The sequence below is a fragment of the Rhizobium sp. LjRoot30 genome (genome assembly GCF_964253915.1).
Lineage (GTDB): Bacteria > Pseudomonadota > Alphaproteobacteria > Rhizobiales > Rhizobiaceae > Metarhizobium.
Genome location: NZ_CAXUSG020000002.1, coordinates 719,046 through 737,783 on the forward strand (window position 1 = coordinate 719,046; position 18,738 = coordinate 737,783).

Consider the following 18,738-nt stretch of genomic DNA (forward strand, 5'->3'; position numbering starts at 1 on the left):
CTACATACTCTTCGCGCAACCGACATCTTAGCTGGTTTGGCGGCCTGCAAACACAAAACCCCTGTAGCTTTGGTTATGGGGGCTTTGTGTAATTGGAATTGGTTGCGGGGCCCTGAGGCCATAGCGACTTTCAGAGACCTTGGGCTGTGATGAAGCGACCCCTCACCATGGCCTTCAAGAGATATAAATTACTGATTCTATTGTCTTTTTATAGCAACATATAGCCAAAAAGAGTGGCCGCTGAGATCTCGCCACGGCAAAGGGCAGTGAGGCGCGCCATGAAGAGGCCTCCTCTTGGTCGCATCGACGGCATCGGTCACCGTCGCGCCACCTGCCCATCAATGCCCGGTCATCTTCAACACGGCTTCTGGCAGGCGTTCGCCCTGCACCTCGATCCTTGAAGCCCCGGCGTCGATTTCGGCGAGATCCTCGGCCGTCAGAGCGAGGTCAATGCCGCCGAGGTTTTCTTCCAGGCGATGAAGCCTGGTGGTGCCGGGGATCGGCACCATCCACGGCGTCTGCGCCAAGAGCCAGGCAAGTGCGACTTGCGCGGGCGTCGCGCCCTTGCGATCGGCAACGCCCTTGACCACGCCGACCAGCGCCATGTTCGCTTTGCGGGCCTCCAGTGAGAAGCGAGGAACCAGATTGCGGAAGTCTTCCTTCGCGAACGTCGTGTTCTCGTCGATCTTGCCGGTGAGGAAGCCAGCCCCGAGCGGGCTGAAGGGAACAAAGCCGATGCCGAGTTCCTCCAGCGCCGGCAGAAGCTCAGCTTCCGGACCACGCCAGAACAACGAGTATTCGCTCTGCACCGCAGTCACGGGCTGGACGGCATGGGCGCGGCGAATGGTCTGCACGCCGGCTTCCGAAAGGCCGAAGTGGTTGACCTTGCCCTCGCCAATAAGATCCATGACCGCGCCCGCGACGTCCTCGATCGGAACCTCGGGATCGACGCGGTGCTGATAAAAGAGGTCGATGCGATCCGTCCTCAGACGCCTGAGCGCCGCATCCGCCACCGCCTTGACATGCTCTGGGCGGCTGTTGGTGCCGCCGGCGCGTGCGCCGGTCTCAAGGTCGATGTCAAAGCCGAACTTGGTTGCGATGACAACCTTGTCGCGGATCGGCTGAAGTGCTTCACCCAGCAGCGCCTCGTTGGCAAACGGGCCATAGGCTTCGGCCGTATCGAAAAAGGTGACGCCGCGGTCGTGCGCGTCGTGGATGAGCTTGATCATCTCGCCTTTGTCGGCACTCGCGCCATAGACGCCCGTCATGCCCATGCAGCCGAGGCCGAGGGCCGAGACCTGAAGATCGCCGATCTGTCTGTATTTCATGGTGATCGCTTTCCTTATTGCGTCTCGGGCGCTTCGACATTCGAGAACGCCAGAACGGCATCCGGCAAGCGCTGGCCGCGCACCTGGATGGCCGCAACCGCCGCATTGAGTTCGCCGGCTTCCTCGGGGGTGAAGCGGATAGAAACTGCACCGATATTTTCCAGCATATGCGCCATTTGTGTTGTGCCGGGGATCGGAACGATCCAGGGCTTTTGCGCCAGCAGCCATGCCAGCGCGACCTGTGCCCTGGTGGCCTGTTTCCTGTCGGCCCAGTCGCCGAGCAGTTTTACGAGCGCCAGGTTCGCCGGCAGATTTTCCGGAGAGAAGCGCTGCTCGATCCCGCGGATATCGCCCTCGGCGAAGCGCGTGCGCTCATCGATGGCACCCGTCAGGAAGCCGACACCGAGCGGGCTCCACGGCACGAAGCCGATGCCGAGTTCCTCGCAGACGGAGAGCACCTCATCCTCCGGCCCGCGCCACAGCATCGAATATTCGCTCTGGACAGCCGTCACCGGCAGCGCCGTATGTGCACGGCGTAAGGTCTTGAGCCCCATCTCGGAGAGCCCCCAATGCAGGACCTTGCCCTGATCCATCAGGTCCTTGACTGCACCCGCCACGTCCTCGATCGGAACCTCGGGATCGACGCGATGCTGATAGAGAAGGTCGATGCGGTCGGTGCGCAGGCGCTTCAGCATGCCCTCGACCGCCAGCTTGATGTGGTCCGGGCGGCTGATGCGGCCGGGTTTGCGCTCGCCGGTCTCCAGATCGATGTTCCAGCCGAACTTCGAGGTGATGACGACCTTGTCGCGGAACGGCGCAATGGCTTCGCCAAGAATGCGCTCACATTCATGCAGACCATAGGCCTCGGCGGTGTCGAAAAACGTCACGCCGCGCTCATGGGCCCTGCGGATGATGGCGATCATCTCCGGCCGCGACGGGATCGTCGTCTGATGGGTGCGGTGCATGTTCTGGACGCCAAGTCCGACGCTCGACACCTCCAGTGTCCCGAGCTTCCGGCGACCGTCCAACGTGGCTGCTATGGAGTCATTCACGCTGCCGGTTTGCGCCGATGCCTGTGAACCGGCGGTAGCCAGAATGGGTATGGTCGCAAGACCGCCCGCGGCACCGAGAAAGCTGCGGCGGCCAATCGTCGGGATGCCTTCGTTCGTCATGTCTGCGTGTCCTTTCCAGCGTGCAAATTCGAATGATTTCGAATTTAGCACCTGCCTCAGATCACGATTAGACGGTATAATCAGTATGAGCCTTTTAGCTGAACTAACAAATCCGTATGGAAAACTTCAACGAACTCGCCGCATTCGCCATTGTTGCAAGAGAGAAGAGCTTTACGCGCGCCGCAGCGAAGCTGCGCATTTCGCCGTCAGCACTGAGCCAGACCGTTCGCAATCTCGAAGAGCGTCTCGGCCTTCGGCTTCTTGCACGCACGACGAGGAGCGTTGCCCCGACAGAAGCGGGCGAGCGCTTGTTGCGCACGATCGCACCGCGTTTCGAGGAAATAGAAGCGGAGCTGGCGGCCTTGAGCGAACTTCGCGACAAGCCGGCCGGAACGGTGCGTATCACGGCAGGGGAGCACGCGGCGATCTCTGTGCTGCAGCCGGCCCTCAAACGCTTTCTGCCGCTCTATCCGGATATCAATGTCGAGATCATCGTCGATTATGCCCTGACGGACATCGTTGCCGAGGGCTATGACGCCGGCGTGCGCATGGGCGAACAGGTCGCCAAGGACATGATCGCCGTACCGATCGGACCGCATCTGCGGATGGCGGTGGTCGCCTCCCCCGGCTACTTCGAGCAGCATCCCCACCCCCGCAGGCCGGAAGATCTGGCTGCGCACAACTGCATCAACTCCCGGCTCCCGACCTACGGCGGCCTTTTTGCCTGGGGACTGGAAAAGGAGGGGCGCGAGGTGAAGGTGCGGGGCGATGGCCAGCTCGTGTTCAACAGCCTCAACATGCGGCTGACCTCGGCGCTCGACGGTCTCGGCATCGCCTACCTGCCTGAAGACCAGACACTCCCGCATATCGCCGAAGGCCGGCTGGTGCGGGTTCTCGAGGATTGGTGTCCGGCCTTCCCCGGCTACCACCTCTACTATCCGAGCCGGCGACAGCAATCGCCGGCGCTGGCGCTGCTGGTGGACGTCCTGCGGTATCGCGGCGAAAAATAGTGGCTGGCATGCAATTCTTCCAGCATTTTCTTCATTGATGGACCGTGTCCATGGTAGAAGTTCGAACCTTCACTTGAAAAGCGTGAACCTGCCTCAGCCTTCAAGACATATTGAAGCTTCATGGGTTACATCCAGCCTCTCTCAGGGGCTAGGGATCGCGAGCGCGTTGGAAATGCCTCCCTCAGGGCGGAGAGTTTACCCCAATCCGGCCCGGAGAAAGCTCGTCTTGACAAGAGCGATTTGTCACTCGTCTCCGCGGACGGTTCACATCAGGTAGCGCCGGGCGAGCTCCACCGTCCGCTCGACGAACATTGGCGTCAGTTCCTGTGCAGTCTCGGTTTCCCGGCGGGTATGCACCCAGCTCAGATACGTGATGCTGCGCAGAAGCAGGAAGAGTGGCAACTGCGCCCAATGCGCGTCGGAAAGGGGACGTTCGGTGCGGTAGCCGGCCACCAGCGCGTCGCGCACCGCTTCGTATTGCGGCGTATCGACATAGAAATAGAGCGCCGTCGCCAGCTCGAACATATGCCAGCCGAATCCAGCATCGTCGAAATCGATCAGCAACAGTGAACCATCGGCATGCAGCAGATTTTCAGGCACGAAATCTGCATGGATCAGACCATAGACCGACGCCGGGCGACCGAGCGCCGCCAGTTCCCGCTCCGCCTTGCGGCAGGCGGCTTCGATGAAATCGCGGTGTTCATCAAGCGCCGGAAGGTCCCGGAATTTCCCCCAAAATGGGTCTTCGCCAATCAGTCCGCCGGCATCCCAGGCGTGGCGGGCAAAACCGTCCGGCATTGGCCAGCTCTCGCCGAAAGTGTGCACACGGGCGGCGAGCGCGCCGACCTTGAGATAATGGGCGCGAAGCTCGGCCGTCTCGGTGGCGCCAATATCCTCGATACTGCCTATGGGCTTGCCGGCAAGCCACACCAGCATATCGACCTGCATCACAGGTTTCTCAGGCAGCTCGATCTTGACGAAGAGTGCACCGTCGCGCGCCGCCACGATGCCCGGCACCGGAACACCCGCCGTGGCAAGCGCGGACATCCATTGCAACTCCGACAGCAATTCCGCATCCGAATGATAGCCCGGGCGGTGGACCCTCAGGGCAAAGCGCTGTCCCGCGTCGTCATAGATGCTGTAGACCGCGTTCTCGCGGTACTTGACCAGCGTCATATCATGGAAACGGCCGGGCCAGCGTGCAAGCGCACGCTCGGCGGCCTCGTTCATCGTGGCCAGTTGTTCGTCGCGAACGGGGGTAAGGGTTTCGGTCATGGTCGGCCTCAGATCTTGGCGATGGCGTCATCGAGTGTCGAAAGCAGAAGATCGGCATTTTCGATCGAGAAGGGCAGCGGTGGTCGCATCTTCAGAATATTGTCGTGCGGACCGATCTTGCTGATCAGCACCCCGCGCTCGCGCATGAGGTTGATCAGGTGACGGGTTTCGGCCTTTGCCGGCTTTCCGTCGCCGGTCAGGAACTCCAGTCCAAAGAACAGCCCCCTGCCCCTTACGCTGGCAATTAGCGCGTGGCGCTTCGCCAGCGCCCGCAGGCGCTCCTGCAGATGAGCACCGACCTTTTGCGCGTTGCCCATGAGATCCTCCTCCTCGATCACGTCAAGCACGGCGCTACCGACGGCGGAAGAGACGGGATTGCCGGCGAAAGTATTGAAATAAAGTGCCCTAGCTGCAAAGGCCTCGAGATAATCCGGCCGGGTGACCAGCGCCGCAAGAGGATGGCCGTTACCAAGCGATTTTCCCATCGTCACGAAATCGGGAACGATGTCGAAGGCCTGATGTCCCCACATATGGTCTCCCATGCGGCCAAGGCCAGGCTGTACCTCGTCGGCAATAAACAGCCCGCCGGCCCCGCGGACATGGGCGATGGCCTGCTCGAGATAACCCTTCGGCAAAAGCGGCAGGCCCTCGGTCGAGAAGATCGTGTCGAGCAGGATCGCTGCCGGCTTATAGCCCGCCGCTTGCAGCGACCGCACCGCCTCGGCGACACGATCCGCATAGTCCCGCGCCAGCGCTTGCGGGTCCGCACCGGCATGGCTTAGATCGGGGATCGGCACCGCGCGGACATGGGGCCCAAGTGCTTCTGGCGCCGGCAAACCGGTCGTTGCGGCAGCGAGGCTTGCCGAATTTCCATGATAACTGAAATCGCTGACGATGATGCCCTCGCCGCCGGTAAGGAAGCGGGCCATGCGCAGCGCCAGCTCGTTTGCTTCCGTGCCGGTGCAGGTCAGCATCGCCACAGAGAGGTCCGGATGGAAGCTGGCCGTCAGGCGCTCTGCATAACGCACCACGTTTTCATGCAGATAGCGCGTGTGGATATTGATGCTCTCTGCCTGCCGACACAGGGCCTCAACGACATGCGGGTGGCAATGGCCGACATGCGGAACATTATTGTAGACATCAAGATAGCGGCGCCCCTCGACATCCTCCACCCAGACGCCCTCACCGCGGACGAGCCGCAGCGGTTCGTCGTAGAACAGCGGCGAATGCCGGCCGAGAACAGCATACCGTCTCTCAAGTAGATTTTTCTGGCTGAGCATTTCTGCCTTCCCTCTCGATTCGCGTACGTCCGGAGCCGGACAGATCGGGGCATTTCCAGCAAAGGTGCGAAGCGGTTTTGCTGGAAATGCGGTAAAACAATGCGTTAGACGCGGGCTTCATCAGTGATCGCCGCATAGGCAGAGGGGCGATTGCGCTTGAGCCAACCCGCATAGATACCCCCCGTCACGAAGGCGACGGCGAGCAGGCCAGGCAGCGACAGGACGATGGCATTCTGGAAACCGGTAAGAAGATCGAAATTCTTCACCGCCAGCACCACCGTTGAAGCAAGGCCGACAAAACTTGCAAGCGGTGCGACAATGGTAGTCCACCAATGTGAGCGCCCCTTGCGGCGGAAATAGGCGACGACAGCAAGGCTGGTGATCGCCTGAAGCGCGATGACTCCGACCGTGCCGAAACCGATGCCGACCGCCCCGAGCTGCAGCAGCGGATCGAGACCGAGAACGAAGGCGATGGCGACCACGACCACCGTCACCAGCGTGACCAGCACGCTTGCGGCATGCGGCGAAGCATGGACCGGATGCGGGCGACCGAGGAACGTCGGCAAGCAGGCCTGCCGACCGAGCGCGAAGATGTAGCGGCTGCAGACGTTGTGGATCGCCAGATGCGTGGCGAACATGCTGGTGGCGAGGAACATCATCATGACCTTGGTGGCGAAACCGCCGACATACTGATTGCCGAGGTTGAAATAGAGTTCCGCCACCTGCTGCTGCGCCACCGCCTGCACATCCGGGCCGACGGCGCCGACAGTGATCCAGGTGGTCATGAAATAGAAGACCGATGTCAGGAGCACAGCGCCGAAGGTGGCGATGCCGATCGTGCGCGAGGGCGAATGGGTTTCCTCCGCGTAGAGAGCAGCCGACTCAACGCCGATGAAACAGGTAAAGGCGAGCATGATCGCAATACCGGGCGCACCGCTCCAGACGGCATCGAGGCTCAGCACGGCGGCGGGGAAGGCAGCGGCGCCCTTGCTGCCGACGATGCTGACATTCAGTGCCAGCAGCACCGCAAACTCGACCGACAGCAGCACGGCGAGCATACGCGAACTGAAATCGATCTGGCGATAGCCGAGCACCGCCGCGATGAGGAGGGCGAAGGCGGCAGGCAGGACCCAATGGACCTGCAACCCGAAGACCTCGGCCAGCGCGACGGTGGTGAAGAACGAAAAGTAGCCGACAACGCCGCAGACGAAGACGAGATAGGCCAGTAGCGCCAGAAAGGCTGCCCCCAGTCCGACAACGCCCCCGAAGCCACGGGCGATATAGGCGTAGAACGCCCCGACATTGACGACTTCCTTGCTCATGGCGTTGTAGCCGACCGTGAAGAGGCCGAGAATAACGGCCGCTGCCAAGAAGGTCAGAGGCAGGCCCATGCCATTGCCGAAGGCAAAGGCGACGGGCACGACGCCCAGCACGCCCGCCATCGGCGCGGCAGCGGCAACGATCAGGAAGATAAGACGAACCGCGCCCAGTGTCGGGCGAAACGAGACGGCCTCGTCCACTGTCGCTGCCGTCGGAGATGCCCCCACCAGAGGGGTGTTCTGAATTGTCATAGGTTTCCTCCATGGGCAAGCGCCATCCTCACGCCGTGCCCCGTGACAAAGATGAATTGATCTGGATCGGCGGGTGGCCGCGGTGTTACGCCTTGTCGAGGCCCTTCGCGCCCACAGCGTCTTCGTCCGCAAAGATCGGGCTTTCTGGAAGCGTGCTGCCGCCATCGACGATGATCGTCTGACCGGTGATGTAGCCTGCAATATCGCTGGCGAGGAACAGCATAGCGTGCGCAATATCCTCCGGCGCGCCGAGCCGACGCATCGGTACATACTTCGCCATCACTTTCTGCCCCTGCTCGTCGGCGAGAAGGTCCATGGCCGGCGTTTTGATAAAGCCCGGCTCGACGCCATTGACGGTGATGCCGTCATGGGCGAGCTCGATGGCCGCCGTGCGGATGAAACCGTTCAGCCCGCTCTTGCCCGCAGCATAGTAGGACGACCCCGGCATGGCGACACGCGGTCCGGTGACGGACGAGGTGAACAGCAGCCGGCCACCGCGCTGACGGCGCAGATGCGGGATCGCCGCCTTCGAAAGCCGGAAGGCACCTTTCAAGTTGACGCTCAGAGATTCCTCCAGCTGCCCGTCGTCAAGATCCTCGACCAGGCCGCCGGCAAAGCACGCCGCATTGTGGACGACGATATCGAGCCGGCCGGTGCGCGCGACCGTCGCAGCAATGGCATCATCGATCTGATCGGCATGGCCGACATCCAGGACCTGGAGGACCGCCCTCCCGCCGGCCGCAACGATCTCGTCGACGACGGCGCGGCCGGTGCGTTCGGTTCGCGTGGCCACGATGACATCGGCACCTGCGCTTGCGAAAATCCGGGCGATGGACGCGCCGATGCCCTGGCCGGAGCCGGTTACGAAGGCGGTTTTTCCCGCCAGAGACAGTTCGATCATTCGGGTTCCCCTGAGTTTCGAGCCGGTATGCCGGCCTCCATGACGAATTCAAAATATTCGAACATTTCGTTCATTGCAAGATGATTAGTACGGTAATTGAACTTTTTGTTCATTTATTGGAGAGATCTCCTCTTTCCGCTGCAGTTCTGGCGCGCTATAGAAACCAGATGACAGAACTCCGTCCTTTAAGCCTGCGCGACAGGAACCGCCTGAGAACGCGTCAGGAACTCCTAGACGCCGTGCTAGACCTATTTGCCGAGGGTGGCCTCAGCGTCTGTTCGGTCGAAGCGGCGGCCAAGCGTGCCGGCGCATCGAAGACGACCGCCTATTCCTATTTTCCTGATGGCCTGAACGAGATGTTGCGTGACATCTACCGGTTGATTGCGCAGCGTGTGCTGGAACAGGCTACGCGGCTCAGGGACGCCGAGGAGCGCCCGGAAGCACGCATTTTTGCCCTTGCACAAGCGCTTCTGGATGTTTGCTCCGAACCTAAGGTTGGCCGGTTCTACATGATGCTGAGCCCCGCGCTGAGCCCGCTGCTTGAACCTGTTGTGGGCGAAGCGTCCACCAAATTCAGGGAAATGATTTCCAGCGATCTGACGATTGCGGGCAAAGTCCCGGCGCAAGCAGCGAACTATGCAGTGCTCGTTAGTGGCGCCCTGCGAGAATCAGCAACAGCAGTCGCAAAAGATCCCAACCGCAAGGAACCCATCCTCGATGCGATACGAGACCTGATCTACGCTATTATGCAGCCTCTCGATCGCCGGTTGGATGTACATCCCCCTTCTGTGGCATAATCAACGTTACAGGCAATGGATGAAAAGCAATGGCCACTGCAGGCCGCGGTCAGGCTCGGTTCGCAAACAAGCAGCCGAAGTCATCGCTTGGGCGGCCTTCTATGCCGGCGAACCTCTTCCGTCCTGAACATCCTTCAATTCGGCGATCAACCAATCCCGGAAGATCACGGCTTCAGGCGCAGTCCGCTCGGCCGAGCGAACGGTCAAGATGAAGTGGGATTCATTTATCGATATGCCTTCGGCGAGAGGCACATGGAGGTGCCGTTCCTTTAGGTAATGCATCGTATAGCTCTGCTGGACGATGCATGGTCCAAAACCGGCAGCAGTCAGTTCAAGGGCGATGAGCGAATTGTCGGTCATCGTGTTGACCCGCAATGCGGCTTCACTGAGATCGTGTTTGCGCAGGATCTTCGTCCAGCGATCCTCACAACCCATGATCTGCACGACGCCTCCCTTCAGAAGAGAGAGCAGCCTTTCGCGGTCGCAGTCGCCGGCAATCGCCTCATCCTTCCTAGCAACGAGGACGGAGGTTTCTCGCCACAAGGGGCGCACTTCGAACTCGCTCCAATGGCCGTCTCCAAAACGAACATCAACATCGACGCTCGTCGACGTATCGGCCCACACCGCCGCCAGCAACCTGATCTTGATATGCGGAAACTTCGCATAGAATTTCGGGAGAAGCGGCGCAATCCAGGTCGTCGCGAACAGGAGCGAAGCCCGGACAGAGACATGGGTGTGCTGGCTGCGACCAAACAGACCTGCAGTCGAGACCGTCAATTCGTCGAATGTTCTCGCGACACTGGGCAGATAGGCCCGGCCGACATCGGTCAGTTGCAAGCCTCGGGGCAATCTTTTGAACAGCTGAAACCGTAAATGCTGCTCGAGAGAGCGGACCTGATGGCTGACGGCTGCCGGCGTGAGATTGAGTTCTGCCGCCGCGGCCGAAAAGCTCGATGACCGCGCTGCCGCCTCGAAAGCGCGCAGCCATTGAAGAGGCGGAAGTGCATAGGCCATGGCCGATCTCGCTTCAAATAAAATGATGCCTAACAGCAATAAAGCTTTGTTTGACTTTGGCCAAGCCACGAATGAACTTTAGCGCAGGGAGACGGGGCATGAGGCGGCGAAGCCAAATGCATCCTGTAGAGGCCGGAGGGCCACATTTTGAATACATTTGACTACATCGTTGTGGGCGCGGGCTCTGCCGGTTGCGTTCTGGCCGACCGTCTTTCCAGAAACGGGACCAACCGGGTGCTGGTCCTGGAGGCCGGCGGTTCGGACAAGAGCTTCTGGATACGGACGCCGATCGGCTACGGCCGGACCTTCTTCGATTCGCGCATCAACTGGATGTACACGACCGAGGCGGATCCGCAGACCAACGGCCGCACCAGCTATTGGCCGCGCGGCAAGGTCGTGGGCGGTTCGAGCTCGATCAACGCGCTCATCTATTGTCGTGGACTTCCCGCCGATTTCGACGACTGGGAAGCGGCCGGCGCACAGGGCTGGGGCTGGAACAATGTCCGTCCGCACTATGAGGCAATCGAAAGCCGAATCCTTGCGAACGGCGAGATAGAGGGCAGCGGCCCGCTCTTCGTCAGCGACGTCCGCAACGATGTTCACCCGTCGAACCGGCATTATTTCAGCATGGCCGAGGAACTCGGCCTGCCTGTGACGGACGACTGCAATGGTCCCTCGCCCGAAGGCGTCACCCGTTACCGGATCACGACGCGACGCGGAAAAAGGTGGTCTGCTGCCGATGCGTTCCTGAAACCGGCCCTCGGCCGCCCGAACCTCACCCTGCTCAAAAACTGCCTGGTGGACCGCATCCTTATCGAAGATCGGCGGGCCACGGGCGTATCGATTCGGACGGCATCCGGCGCTCAGGTCTTCAAGGCACGGAAGGAGATCATCGTCAGCGCAGGAGCCGTCAATTCGCCCAAGCTGCTCCAGGCCTCCGGAATCGGCCCGGGCGCGCTTCTTCAACGGCTCGACATTCCGCTTGTCGTTGCAAACGACAATGTCGGCGCCAATCTCCAGGACCATCTCGGCATCAACTACTATTACAAGGCGACCGAGCCCACCTTGAATTCAATGCTGTCGCCGTGGTGGGGCAAGGCGATCCAAGGTGCGCGCTACATCCTGACCCGCCGCGGGCCGCTGAGCCTGAGCGTCAACCAATGCGGCGGGTTCGTCCGTTCGAAAGAGGGGCTCGCGCGACCCGATCAGCAGCTGTACCTAAACCCCGTCACCTACACGACCGCACCGTCCGACAAGCGACCGATCATCAATCCCGACCCCTTCCCAGGCTATATTCTTTCGTTCCAACCGACTCAGCCGACAAGCCGAGGCACGATCGAGATCGTCTCGCAAAACCCGGAAGACGCTCCGAAGATCGTTCCGAATTATCTCTCGACGTCAAAGGATCTGAACGACGTGATCGCCGGCGGCCGCCTGATCCAGCGCATGGCGGACACGGCCGCGATGCGCCGTTTCGCGAAGGAGGCAATGGCGCCCGATATCCTGACTCTGGACGACGACGGCATTCTTGACGATTTCCGCAAGCGGTGCGGCAGCGTCTTTCATCCGGTATCGACCTGTCGCATGGCGAAGGACGCGGCGACAGGTGTCACGGACTGCGAGCTGCGTGTCTTCGGCGTCATGGGCCTACGTGTCGCCGATGCGTCCTCTTTCCCCAACATCACCTCGGGAAACACGAACGCGCCCACCATCATGCTCGCCCATCGCGCAGCCGATCTGATCCTCGAAGCCGTCACATAACCCGATCGACAATCCCTTGGGATGGAATGCGAATGAAAATCTGCAAGCTCGAAACTTTCACCGATCCGTTCGTCGGCGTCGTGCGCCTGACATGCGAGGACGGCACCATGGGCTGGGGCCAACTCTCCACCTACAATGCGGATATCACGGCAACGGTCTTTCACCGCCAGATCGCCTCGTGGTCCCTCGGGCGCGATACAGGCGACCTTGAGGCGCTGGTGAGGGAAATTCCCGAACGCGAACACAAGTTCTTCTCCTGCGCCTATCTTTATCGTGCGCTGTCTGGGCTCGATACGGCGATATGGGATTGGCGTGGCAAGGCCGCTGAAAAGCCGGTGGCCGCGCTTCTCGGCGGCTCAGCCGGCTCGCTGCGCGCCTATGCCTCCTCCATGCGTCGCGATATCACGCCGCAAGACGAGGCCATGCGCCTGCTGCAATTGCGCGACCGGTACGGTTTCGACGCCTTCAAGTTCCGCATCGGCTCGGAATGCGGGCACGACAGGGACGAATGGGACGGCCGGACCGACAGCATCGTTCAGACCGTCCGCAGGACGCTGGGGAATGATGCCGCGCTGCTGGTCGACGCCAATTCCTGTTACTCGCCGCGCCGGGCGATCGAGGTCGGCAAGATGCTCGAAGCCAACGGCGTCGAGCACTTCGAGGAGCCTTGCCCCTATTGGGAGATGGAGCAAACCCGCGAGGTCGCCGCGGCGCTGTCGCTCGACGTGACGGGTGGCGAACAGGATTTCGACATGCAGCACTGGAAGCGGATGATCGCCATGAAGGCGGTGGACATCGTCCAGCCCGATATCCTCTACATGGGCGGCATGACGCGCTCGCTGGAGGTTGCCCGCATGGCCGAGGCGGCAGGCCTGCCCTGCACGCCGCACAGCGCCAACCTGTCGCTCGTGACCCTGTTCACGATGCACTTTCTCCGCGCGATCCCGAACGCTGGCAAATATCTCGAATTCTCGATCGAGGGGCCTGACTACTATCCGTGGCAGGAAGGGCTTTTCGTCGACGATCCCTACACCGTGACGAACGGCACGGTGACCGTCAGCGATCGTCCGGGCTGGGGCGTGGAAATCTCCCCTGATTGGCTCGCCCGGTCGCAGTATCAGAAAAGCGAGATCGCAGCATGACCCTGACCGATGAAGACCTTGTCGATGTCGCGCGCCGGCGGGGATGCCGGATTGTCACCAGCGGGCAAACCACGGTCGACGGCGAGGAAGAAGCGATTGACGCCGCCAACGGCACCGAATTCGGCCTCGTCGCCGGCATCCATGCGCGCGACATCGGCAAGGCCTTGAAAATCGCGCGGCGCGCCGAGGCCGGTCAGGTCACGGTCAAAGACTATTGGGCCGGGGGCATCGAAGTGCCGTTCGGCGGCACCAAGAAGTCCGGCTTCGGGCGGGAAAAAGGGCTCGAAGGGATCGATGCCTACACACGCACGAAGGCGATCACCCTCCGCCATTGAGCGGAAAGCAATCCATGATTCACAGGGAGGCAGGCATGACAGACCAGTTTGATATATTGAAGCGCTCGTTCTTGGCGGGGAAAACGGACCGTCGAGGGTTCATGATGGGGGCACTCGCCCTTGGCGCAACGTTGTCCGTCGCATCCTCCGCCTTCGCCCAGGCGGAACAGGCCGTTCCCAAGAAGGGCGGCACGCTTCGTGTCGGCTTCCTGCAAGGATCGACCTCCGATTCCTTCGACCCCGCGACCTATAACAACGACTTCATGTTCGCGACGAACTACGCCGTCTTCAACCATCTCACGGAATTCGCGCCTGGTGGCGTCATCGCACCCGATCTCGCCGAGAGCTTCGTGCCGGAGCCTGGCGCCAAGATCTGGACCTTCAAGCTACGAAAGAACGTAGAATTTTCCGACGGTAGAAAGCTGACCTCCGCCGACGTCATCGCCTCCCTGGGATATCATCTCGGCGAAGACTCGAAGTCCGCGGTCAAGCCGGTTCTTTCCCAGATCGCGGAGATGAAGGCGCCGGACGATCACACGGTCGTCTTCGAGCTTTCGACGGGGAATGCCGATTTTCCCTATATCTTCGCCGACTATCACCTCTGCATCAAGCAGGCGGTAAACGGCAAGATCGATCCGCTCAGCCAGATCGGCACAGGCGGTTATACGGTCGAAAGCTTCGAGCCGGGCGTCCGCGTTCGCCTGAAACGCCGCGACAACTACTGGAAGGAAGGCCGTGCGCATTTCGATGGGGTCGAGATCACCACGATTTCCGATACGACAGCGCGCATGAATGCCCTGATGACGGGTCAGGTCGATTTTATCGACCGACCGGACCTCAAGACCATCCATCTTCTGAAGCGTGCCCCCGGCCTGCGGGTCGAGACCGTTTCCGGCACGCTTCACTATACGATGCCCATGCACGTCAACACCGCCCCCTTCGACAACGTCGATGTGCGCATGGCCCTCAAGCTCGCGATCGATCGTGAAGAGCTGGTCGAAAAGGTGCTGAAGGGTTATGGGGCTGTCGGCAACGATCACCCGGTCAGTTCCTCCATGCCCTTCTTCGACCCATCGATCGAGCAGCGGGCCTATGACCCCGACAAGGCAAAGTTCCATCTCAAGCAGGCCGGACTTTCCAGCCTCGATGTACAGCTCTACACGGCGGAAGCCGCGTTCGAAGGTGCCGTCGATGCGTCGATCCTCTATGCCGAACAGGCCAGGAAGGCGAACATCAACATCGAGGTCCTTCGCCAGCCAAACGACGGTTACTGGTCCAATGTCTGGTTGGCAAAGCCCTTCTGCTGCAGCTATTGGGGCGGTCGCCCCACCCCGGACTGGATGTTCTCCGCGGGCTACTCCAAGGACGCCGAGTGGAACGACACGAAGTGGAACAACGAGCGCTTCAACAAACTTCTGCTCGAAGCGCGCGCGGAGGTCGACCAGGGCAAGCGTGCCGAAATGTATTCCGAAATGCAGCGCCTGTGCCGCGACGACGGCGGCGCGCTGATCCCCATGTTCGGCCAATACGTCTTCGCGCTGAAGGATACAGTCCAGCACGGCCAGCTCAGTGAAATGTGGAACATGGACAGCCTACACTTCATCGAACGGTGGTGGATGGCCTGATGTCTTGCCACGCCTGCGGGGAGCCTCTCCCGGCAGGCGTGGCAAGCAGAAAACCTGACGAACGACGCTGGGAGGCGGCATGTCACGAATCTGGGTTCTCATCGGAGAACGTTTAGCCCTGGGTGTTGTTACCCTGATCGCGATTTCCGCGCTGATCTTCCTCGGTGTCGAGCTGCTGCCGGGCGATCTGGCGCAGCAGATACTTGGCCAATCCGCGACGCCCGAAACCGTTGAGGCCTTCCGCAGGGAACTCGGTCTAGACCAGCCCGCCGTCCAGCGCTATTTTCAATGGCTGGCCGGCGCCCTGCACGGCGATTTCGGCAATTCCCTTTCGAACAATCGGCCGATTTCCGAACTCCTCTCGGCAAGGCTCGGCAATACGCTGTTTCTCGCCTCGTTCGCCGCGGCCATCTCCATCCCGCTGGCACTCACCCTCGGCGTTCTGGCTGCGCTCTACAGGAACTCGGTCTTCGACCGGCTCTGCAACATCGTCGCGCTTGTCTGCGTTTCCTTGCCGGAATTCTTCGTCGCCTATGTCCTGATCCTGTTTTTCGCGGTGCGCATGGCACTGTTCCCCTCGCTCTCCAACATCGACGCCGCAATGCCGTTCGGAGAATTGCTGTATCGCTCGTTCCTTTCTGCCCTGACGCTGGTGCTGGTGGTCGTCGCCCACATGATGCGCATGACGCGCGCTGCCATCATCAATGTGCTGGCGAGCCCCTATATCGAGATGGCGCGGCTCAAGGGCATGGGTCGCATCCGCGTCATTCTGTTCCACGCCCTTCCGAACGCCCTGGCGCCCATCATCAACGTGGTGGCGCTGAACCTCGCCTATCTCGTCGTTGGCGTCGTGGTGGTCGAAGTGGTCTTCGTCTACCCGGGACTTGGCCAGCTGTTCGTCGATGCGGTCAGCCATCGCGACGTCATGGTCGTCCAGTCGGTCGGTCTCATCTTCGCGGCTGCTTACATTCTGCTCAACCTGATCGCCGACCTTTTGTCCATCGTCAGCAATCCACGCATTCTGAATGGAGAAGGCTGATGGCAAATCTTTTCCGGCTTTTTGCCGCCGCTCCCTTCACCGCGCGCTTCGGCATGATCGTCATATTCATCGTCGCCGCCATCGGCTTTTTCGCGCCACTGATTGCCCCCTACGGCGAAACCGCCGTAGTCGGAGCCCAGTATGAGCCGTGGAGCCGGCAGTTTCTTCTCGGAACGGACAATCTCGGCCGCGATATGTTCACCCGGCTTGTCTACGGCACGCGAAACACCGTCGGCCTTGCACTGCTCACCACCGTCATCGCCTTCACCATCGGCGCGGTCCTGGGCATTCTCGCCGCGCTTCTCGGACGCATGACCGATCGCATCCTTTCCAGGATCATCGACGTCATCATGGCCATTCCGTCACTGATCCTGGCGCTCATGTTGCTTACCATCGTCGGCACCTCGGTCGCCAGCATGGTCTTCGTCATCGCGCTGATCTATGTCGCCCCGGTCTTCCGGCTCGCACGGGCCTCCGCACAGACAGTCGTCGTCATGGACTACGTGCAGGCCGCGCGGCTGCGCGGCGAGCGGCTGCCCTGGCTGATCCTGCGGGAGGTGCTGCCCAACATCGCCTCGACACTCGTCGCCGAATTCGGGCTGCGCTTCTGCTTCGTTTTCCTGTTTATCGCAGCGCTGTCGTTCCTCGGCCTCGGCATTCAGCCGCCCACGGCCGACTGGGGCTCCATGCTTCGGGAAAATGCGACGCTGATCTCCTTTGGCGACGTAACGCCGCTCCTGCCGGCGGCGGCCATCGCATTGCTCACCGTCTCGATCAACTTCGTCATCGACTGGATGCTGCACCGGGCCAGCGGATTGAAGGACTAGCTATGACCGACACCATCAAAGCAGGATCGCCGCTCCTTTCCATCCGCAATCTGACGATCGAAGGTCGCTCCTCGGAAGGGTGGATCAAGCTCGTCGATGGCATCGATCTCAACCTGGCACGTGGGGAAATTCTCGGCCTGATCGGCGAGTCCGGGGCGGGAAAATCGACATTGGGCCTGGCGGCCATGGGCTTCACCCGCGACGGATGCCGCATCGCTGGGGGCTCCATCGATTTTGACGGAGCCGATCTCGTCAATTCCGGCGAAACGGTTCGGCGCGACCTGCGCGGAAAACGCATCGCCTATGTGGCGCAGTCCGCAGCGGCCTCCTTCAATCCGGCCCACAAGCTCATCGTCCAGCATTGCGAAGCACCGATCGTCAAGAAGGTCATGCCGCGCGACAAAGCGATGGAGGACGCCGTCGATCTCTATCGGCGCATGCGGCTGCCGCAACCCGAAGAGATCGGTTTCCGTTATCCGCATCAGGTCTCCGGCGGCCAGTTGCAGCGCGCCATGACGGCGATGGCGATGGCGTGCCGGCCCGATCTGATCGTCTTCGACGAACCCACCACCGCCCTCGATGTCACGACCCAGATCGAAGTTCTGGCAACGATTCGCGATATCGTCAGGCAGTTCGGCACGGCCGCGATCTACATCAGCCATGACCTTGCGGTCGTGGCGCAGATGGCGGACCGCATAACGGTTTTGAAAAATGGCAGGGAGGTGGAGACCGCGCCTACCAGCAGCATGCTCCGCGATCCGAAAGAGGACTATACCAAATCCCTATGGTCCGTACGTTCGCTGGACCATGTGCGCGCGCCGGCGCGTCCACCCGCTGAGCCGGTCCTGAGCGTGCGCAACATCGATGCCGCCTACGGCGCGCTGAAAGTCCTCGAAGGTGTTTCCTTTGACGTGCATGCAGGCCGAACCGTCGCCGTCGTCGGTGAATCCGGCTCCGGAAAATCGACCGCGGCGCGCGTCATCAGCGGCATCGTGAGACCTTCGCTCGGAGAGGTCCTGTTCGAGGGGCGGCGGCTCGCTGCGGACTACCGCGTCCGCTCGCGAGAGGATCTGCGCCACATCCAGATGGTCTACCAGATGCCCGACACCGCGCTTAATCCTAGGCAGCGTATCCGAGACATCGTCGGTCGCCCGATGGAATTCTATCTCGGCCTGCGCGGGCGCGAACTGGACAGGCGCATTGCCGCTCTGCTGGAACAGATCGAACTCGAACCGGCGAAATACATGAACCGGTTGCCGTCCGAATTGTCCGGCGGGCAGAAGCAACGCATCGGCATCGCACGTGCCCTCGCAGCGGAACCGAAACTCATCATCTGTGATGAAGTGACATCCGCGCTCGACCAGATCGTGGCCGCCGGCATCCTGAAGCTTTTGGCAGGAATCCAGAAAGAGAAAAACCTTGCTCTTCTGTTCATCACGCACGATCTGTCAACGGTGAAGGCCGTGGCGGACGAGGTGATCGTGATGCAGCATGGGCAGATTGCAGAGGCCGGCAATGTTGGCGATATCTTCGCACGTCCCGCCAGCAACTACACGACCCGGCTTCTGCAATCCGTGCCGGAAATGGACCCCGACTGGCTGACACACACGCTGGGGTCCCGGACCGCAGAACCGTTTTCCTGACACCGGTTTACAGGGTGC

16 protein-coding genes are annotated in these 18,738 nt (G+C 61.1%); 9 read left to right on the plus strand and 7 right to left on the minus strand.

All coding sequences use genetic code 11. The features are described from left to right. Window positions 1-338: 338 nt before the first annotated feature. On the minus strand, window positions 339-1,328 hold the full coding sequence (locus ACSQ3I_RS07320) for an aldo/keto reductase (RefSeq protein ID WP_435997421.1): 990 nt from the start codon (window positions 1,326-1,328) through the stop codon (window positions 339-341). Window positions 1,329-1,342: 14 nt separating this feature from the next. Continuing rightward, window positions 1,343-2,500 carry an aldo/keto reductase gene (locus ACSQ3I_RS07325; protein WP_435997423.1) on the minus strand — a complete coding sequence of 386 codons (1,158 nt, stop codon included), beginning with the start codon at window positions 2,498-2,500 and terminating at the stop codon, window positions 1,343-1,345. A gap of 116 nt (window positions 2,501-2,616) precedes the next feature. On the opposite strand from ACSQ3I_RS07325, the gene ACSQ3I_RS07330 reads away from it, so the two are divergent. Next, entirely contained in the window at window positions 2,617-3,510 is an 894-nt protein-coding gene (locus ACSQ3I_RS07330) for a LysR family transcriptional regulator (protein WP_435997425.1), read from the plus strand. A 264-nt stretch (window positions 3,511-3,774) separates the two neighbouring features. Here ACSQ3I_RS07330 and ACSQ3I_RS07335 read toward each other — a convergent pair whose 3' ends face one another. The 4 genes from ACSQ3I_RS07335 to ACSQ3I_RS07350 all read right to left on the minus strand — a co-directional run bounded on the left by ACSQ3I_RS07335 (window position 3,775) and on the right by ACSQ3I_RS07350 (window position 8,537). Beyond that, window positions 3,775-4,785, minus strand: coding sequence for a phosphotransferase enzyme family protein (locus ACSQ3I_RS07335; RefSeq protein ID WP_435997427.1), 1,011 nt, complete (start codon window positions 4,783-4,785; stop codon window positions 3,775-3,777). Window positions 4,786-4,793: 8 nt separating this feature from the next. Then, window positions 4,794-6,065, minus strand: a complete 1,272-nt coding sequence (locus tag ACSQ3I_RS07340; RefSeq protein ID WP_435997429.1) for an aspartate aminotransferase family protein — start codon at window positions 6,063-6,065, stop codon at window positions 4,794-4,796. 104 nt (window positions 6,066-6,169) lie between these two features. Beyond that, window positions 6,170-7,636 (minus strand): APC family permease, encoded by a 1,467-nt coding sequence (locus ACSQ3I_RS07345; RefSeq protein WP_435997431.1) that lies wholly within the window; start codon window positions 7,634-7,636, stop codon window positions 6,170-6,172. Window positions 7,637-7,721: 85 nt separating this feature from the next. Next, on the minus strand, window positions 7,722-8,537 hold the full coding sequence (locus ACSQ3I_RS07350) for an SDR family oxidoreductase (RefSeq protein ID WP_435997432.1): 816 nt from the start codon (window positions 8,535-8,537) through the stop codon (window positions 7,722-7,724). 167 nt (window positions 8,538-8,704) lie between these two features. On the opposite strand from ACSQ3I_RS07350, the gene ACSQ3I_RS07355 reads away from it, so the two are divergent. Beyond that, window positions 8,705-9,334: a TetR/AcrR family transcriptional regulator gene (locus tag ACSQ3I_RS07355; RefSeq protein WP_435997434.1), complete on the plus strand. Its 630-nt coding sequence runs from the start codon at window positions 8,705-8,707 to the stop codon at window positions 9,332-9,334. Window positions 9,335-9,433: 99 nt separating this feature from the next. Here ACSQ3I_RS07355 and ACSQ3I_RS07360 read toward each other — a convergent pair whose 3' ends face one another. Next, window positions 9,434-10,387 carry a LysR family transcriptional regulator gene (locus ACSQ3I_RS07360; RefSeq protein WP_435997436.1) on the minus strand — a complete coding sequence of 318 codons (954 nt, stop codon included), beginning with the start codon at window positions 10,385-10,387 and terminating at the stop codon, window positions 9,434-9,436. 108 nt (window positions 10,388-10,495) lie between these two features. On the opposite strand from ACSQ3I_RS07360, the gene ACSQ3I_RS07365 reads away from it, so the two are divergent. The 7 genes from ACSQ3I_RS07365 (at window position 10,496) to ACSQ3I_RS07395 (ending at window position 18,720) form a co-directional block, all read left to right on the plus strand. Then, window positions 10,496-12,109: a GMC family oxidoreductase gene (locus ACSQ3I_RS07365; RefSeq protein ID WP_435997438.1), complete on the plus strand. Its 1,614-nt coding sequence runs from the start codon at window positions 10,496-10,498 to the stop codon at window positions 12,107-12,109. A 32-nt stretch (window positions 12,110-12,141) separates the two neighbouring features. Beyond that, window positions 12,142-13,251 (plus strand): mandelate racemase/muconate lactonizing enzyme family protein, encoded by a 1,110-nt coding sequence (locus ACSQ3I_RS07370; protein ID WP_435997440.1) that lies wholly within the window; start codon window positions 12,142-12,144, stop codon window positions 13,249-13,251. Further along, window positions 13,248-13,586, plus strand: a complete 339-nt coding sequence (locus ACSQ3I_RS07375; RefSeq protein WP_435997442.1) for an aldehyde dehydrogenase family protein — start codon at window positions 13,248-13,250, stop codon at window positions 13,584-13,586. The genes ACSQ3I_RS07370 and ACSQ3I_RS07375 overlap by 4 nt, the downstream gene beginning before the upstream one ends. A 35-nt stretch (window positions 13,587-13,621) precedes the next feature. Next, complete coding sequence (locus ACSQ3I_RS07380) at window positions 13,622-15,211, plus strand: ABC transporter substrate-binding protein (protein WP_435997444.1); 1,590 nt, start codon at window positions 13,622-13,624, stop codon at window positions 15,209-15,211. Window positions 15,212-15,290: 79 nt separating this feature from the next. Beyond that, a complete protein-coding gene (locus tag ACSQ3I_RS07385) occupies window positions 15,291-16,250 on the plus strand; it encodes an ABC transporter permease (RefSeq protein WP_435997446.1) in 960 nt (319 codons plus the stop codon). Next, the gene (locus tag ACSQ3I_RS07390; protein WP_435997448.1) at window positions 16,250-17,077 is read left to right on the plus strand and encodes an ABC transporter permease; all 828 of its coding nucleotides are present in this window, start codon (window positions 16,250-16,252) and stop codon (window positions 17,075-17,077) included. The genes ACSQ3I_RS07385 and ACSQ3I_RS07390 overlap by 1 nt, the downstream gene beginning before the upstream one ends. A gap of 2 nt (window positions 17,078-17,079) precedes the next feature. Continuing rightward, window positions 17,080-18,720: an ABC transporter ATP-binding protein gene (locus ACSQ3I_RS07395; protein WP_435997450.1), complete on the plus strand. Its 1,641-nt coding sequence runs from the start codon at window positions 17,080-17,082 to the stop codon at window positions 18,718-18,720. Window positions 18,721-18,738: the final 18 nt, after the last annotated feature.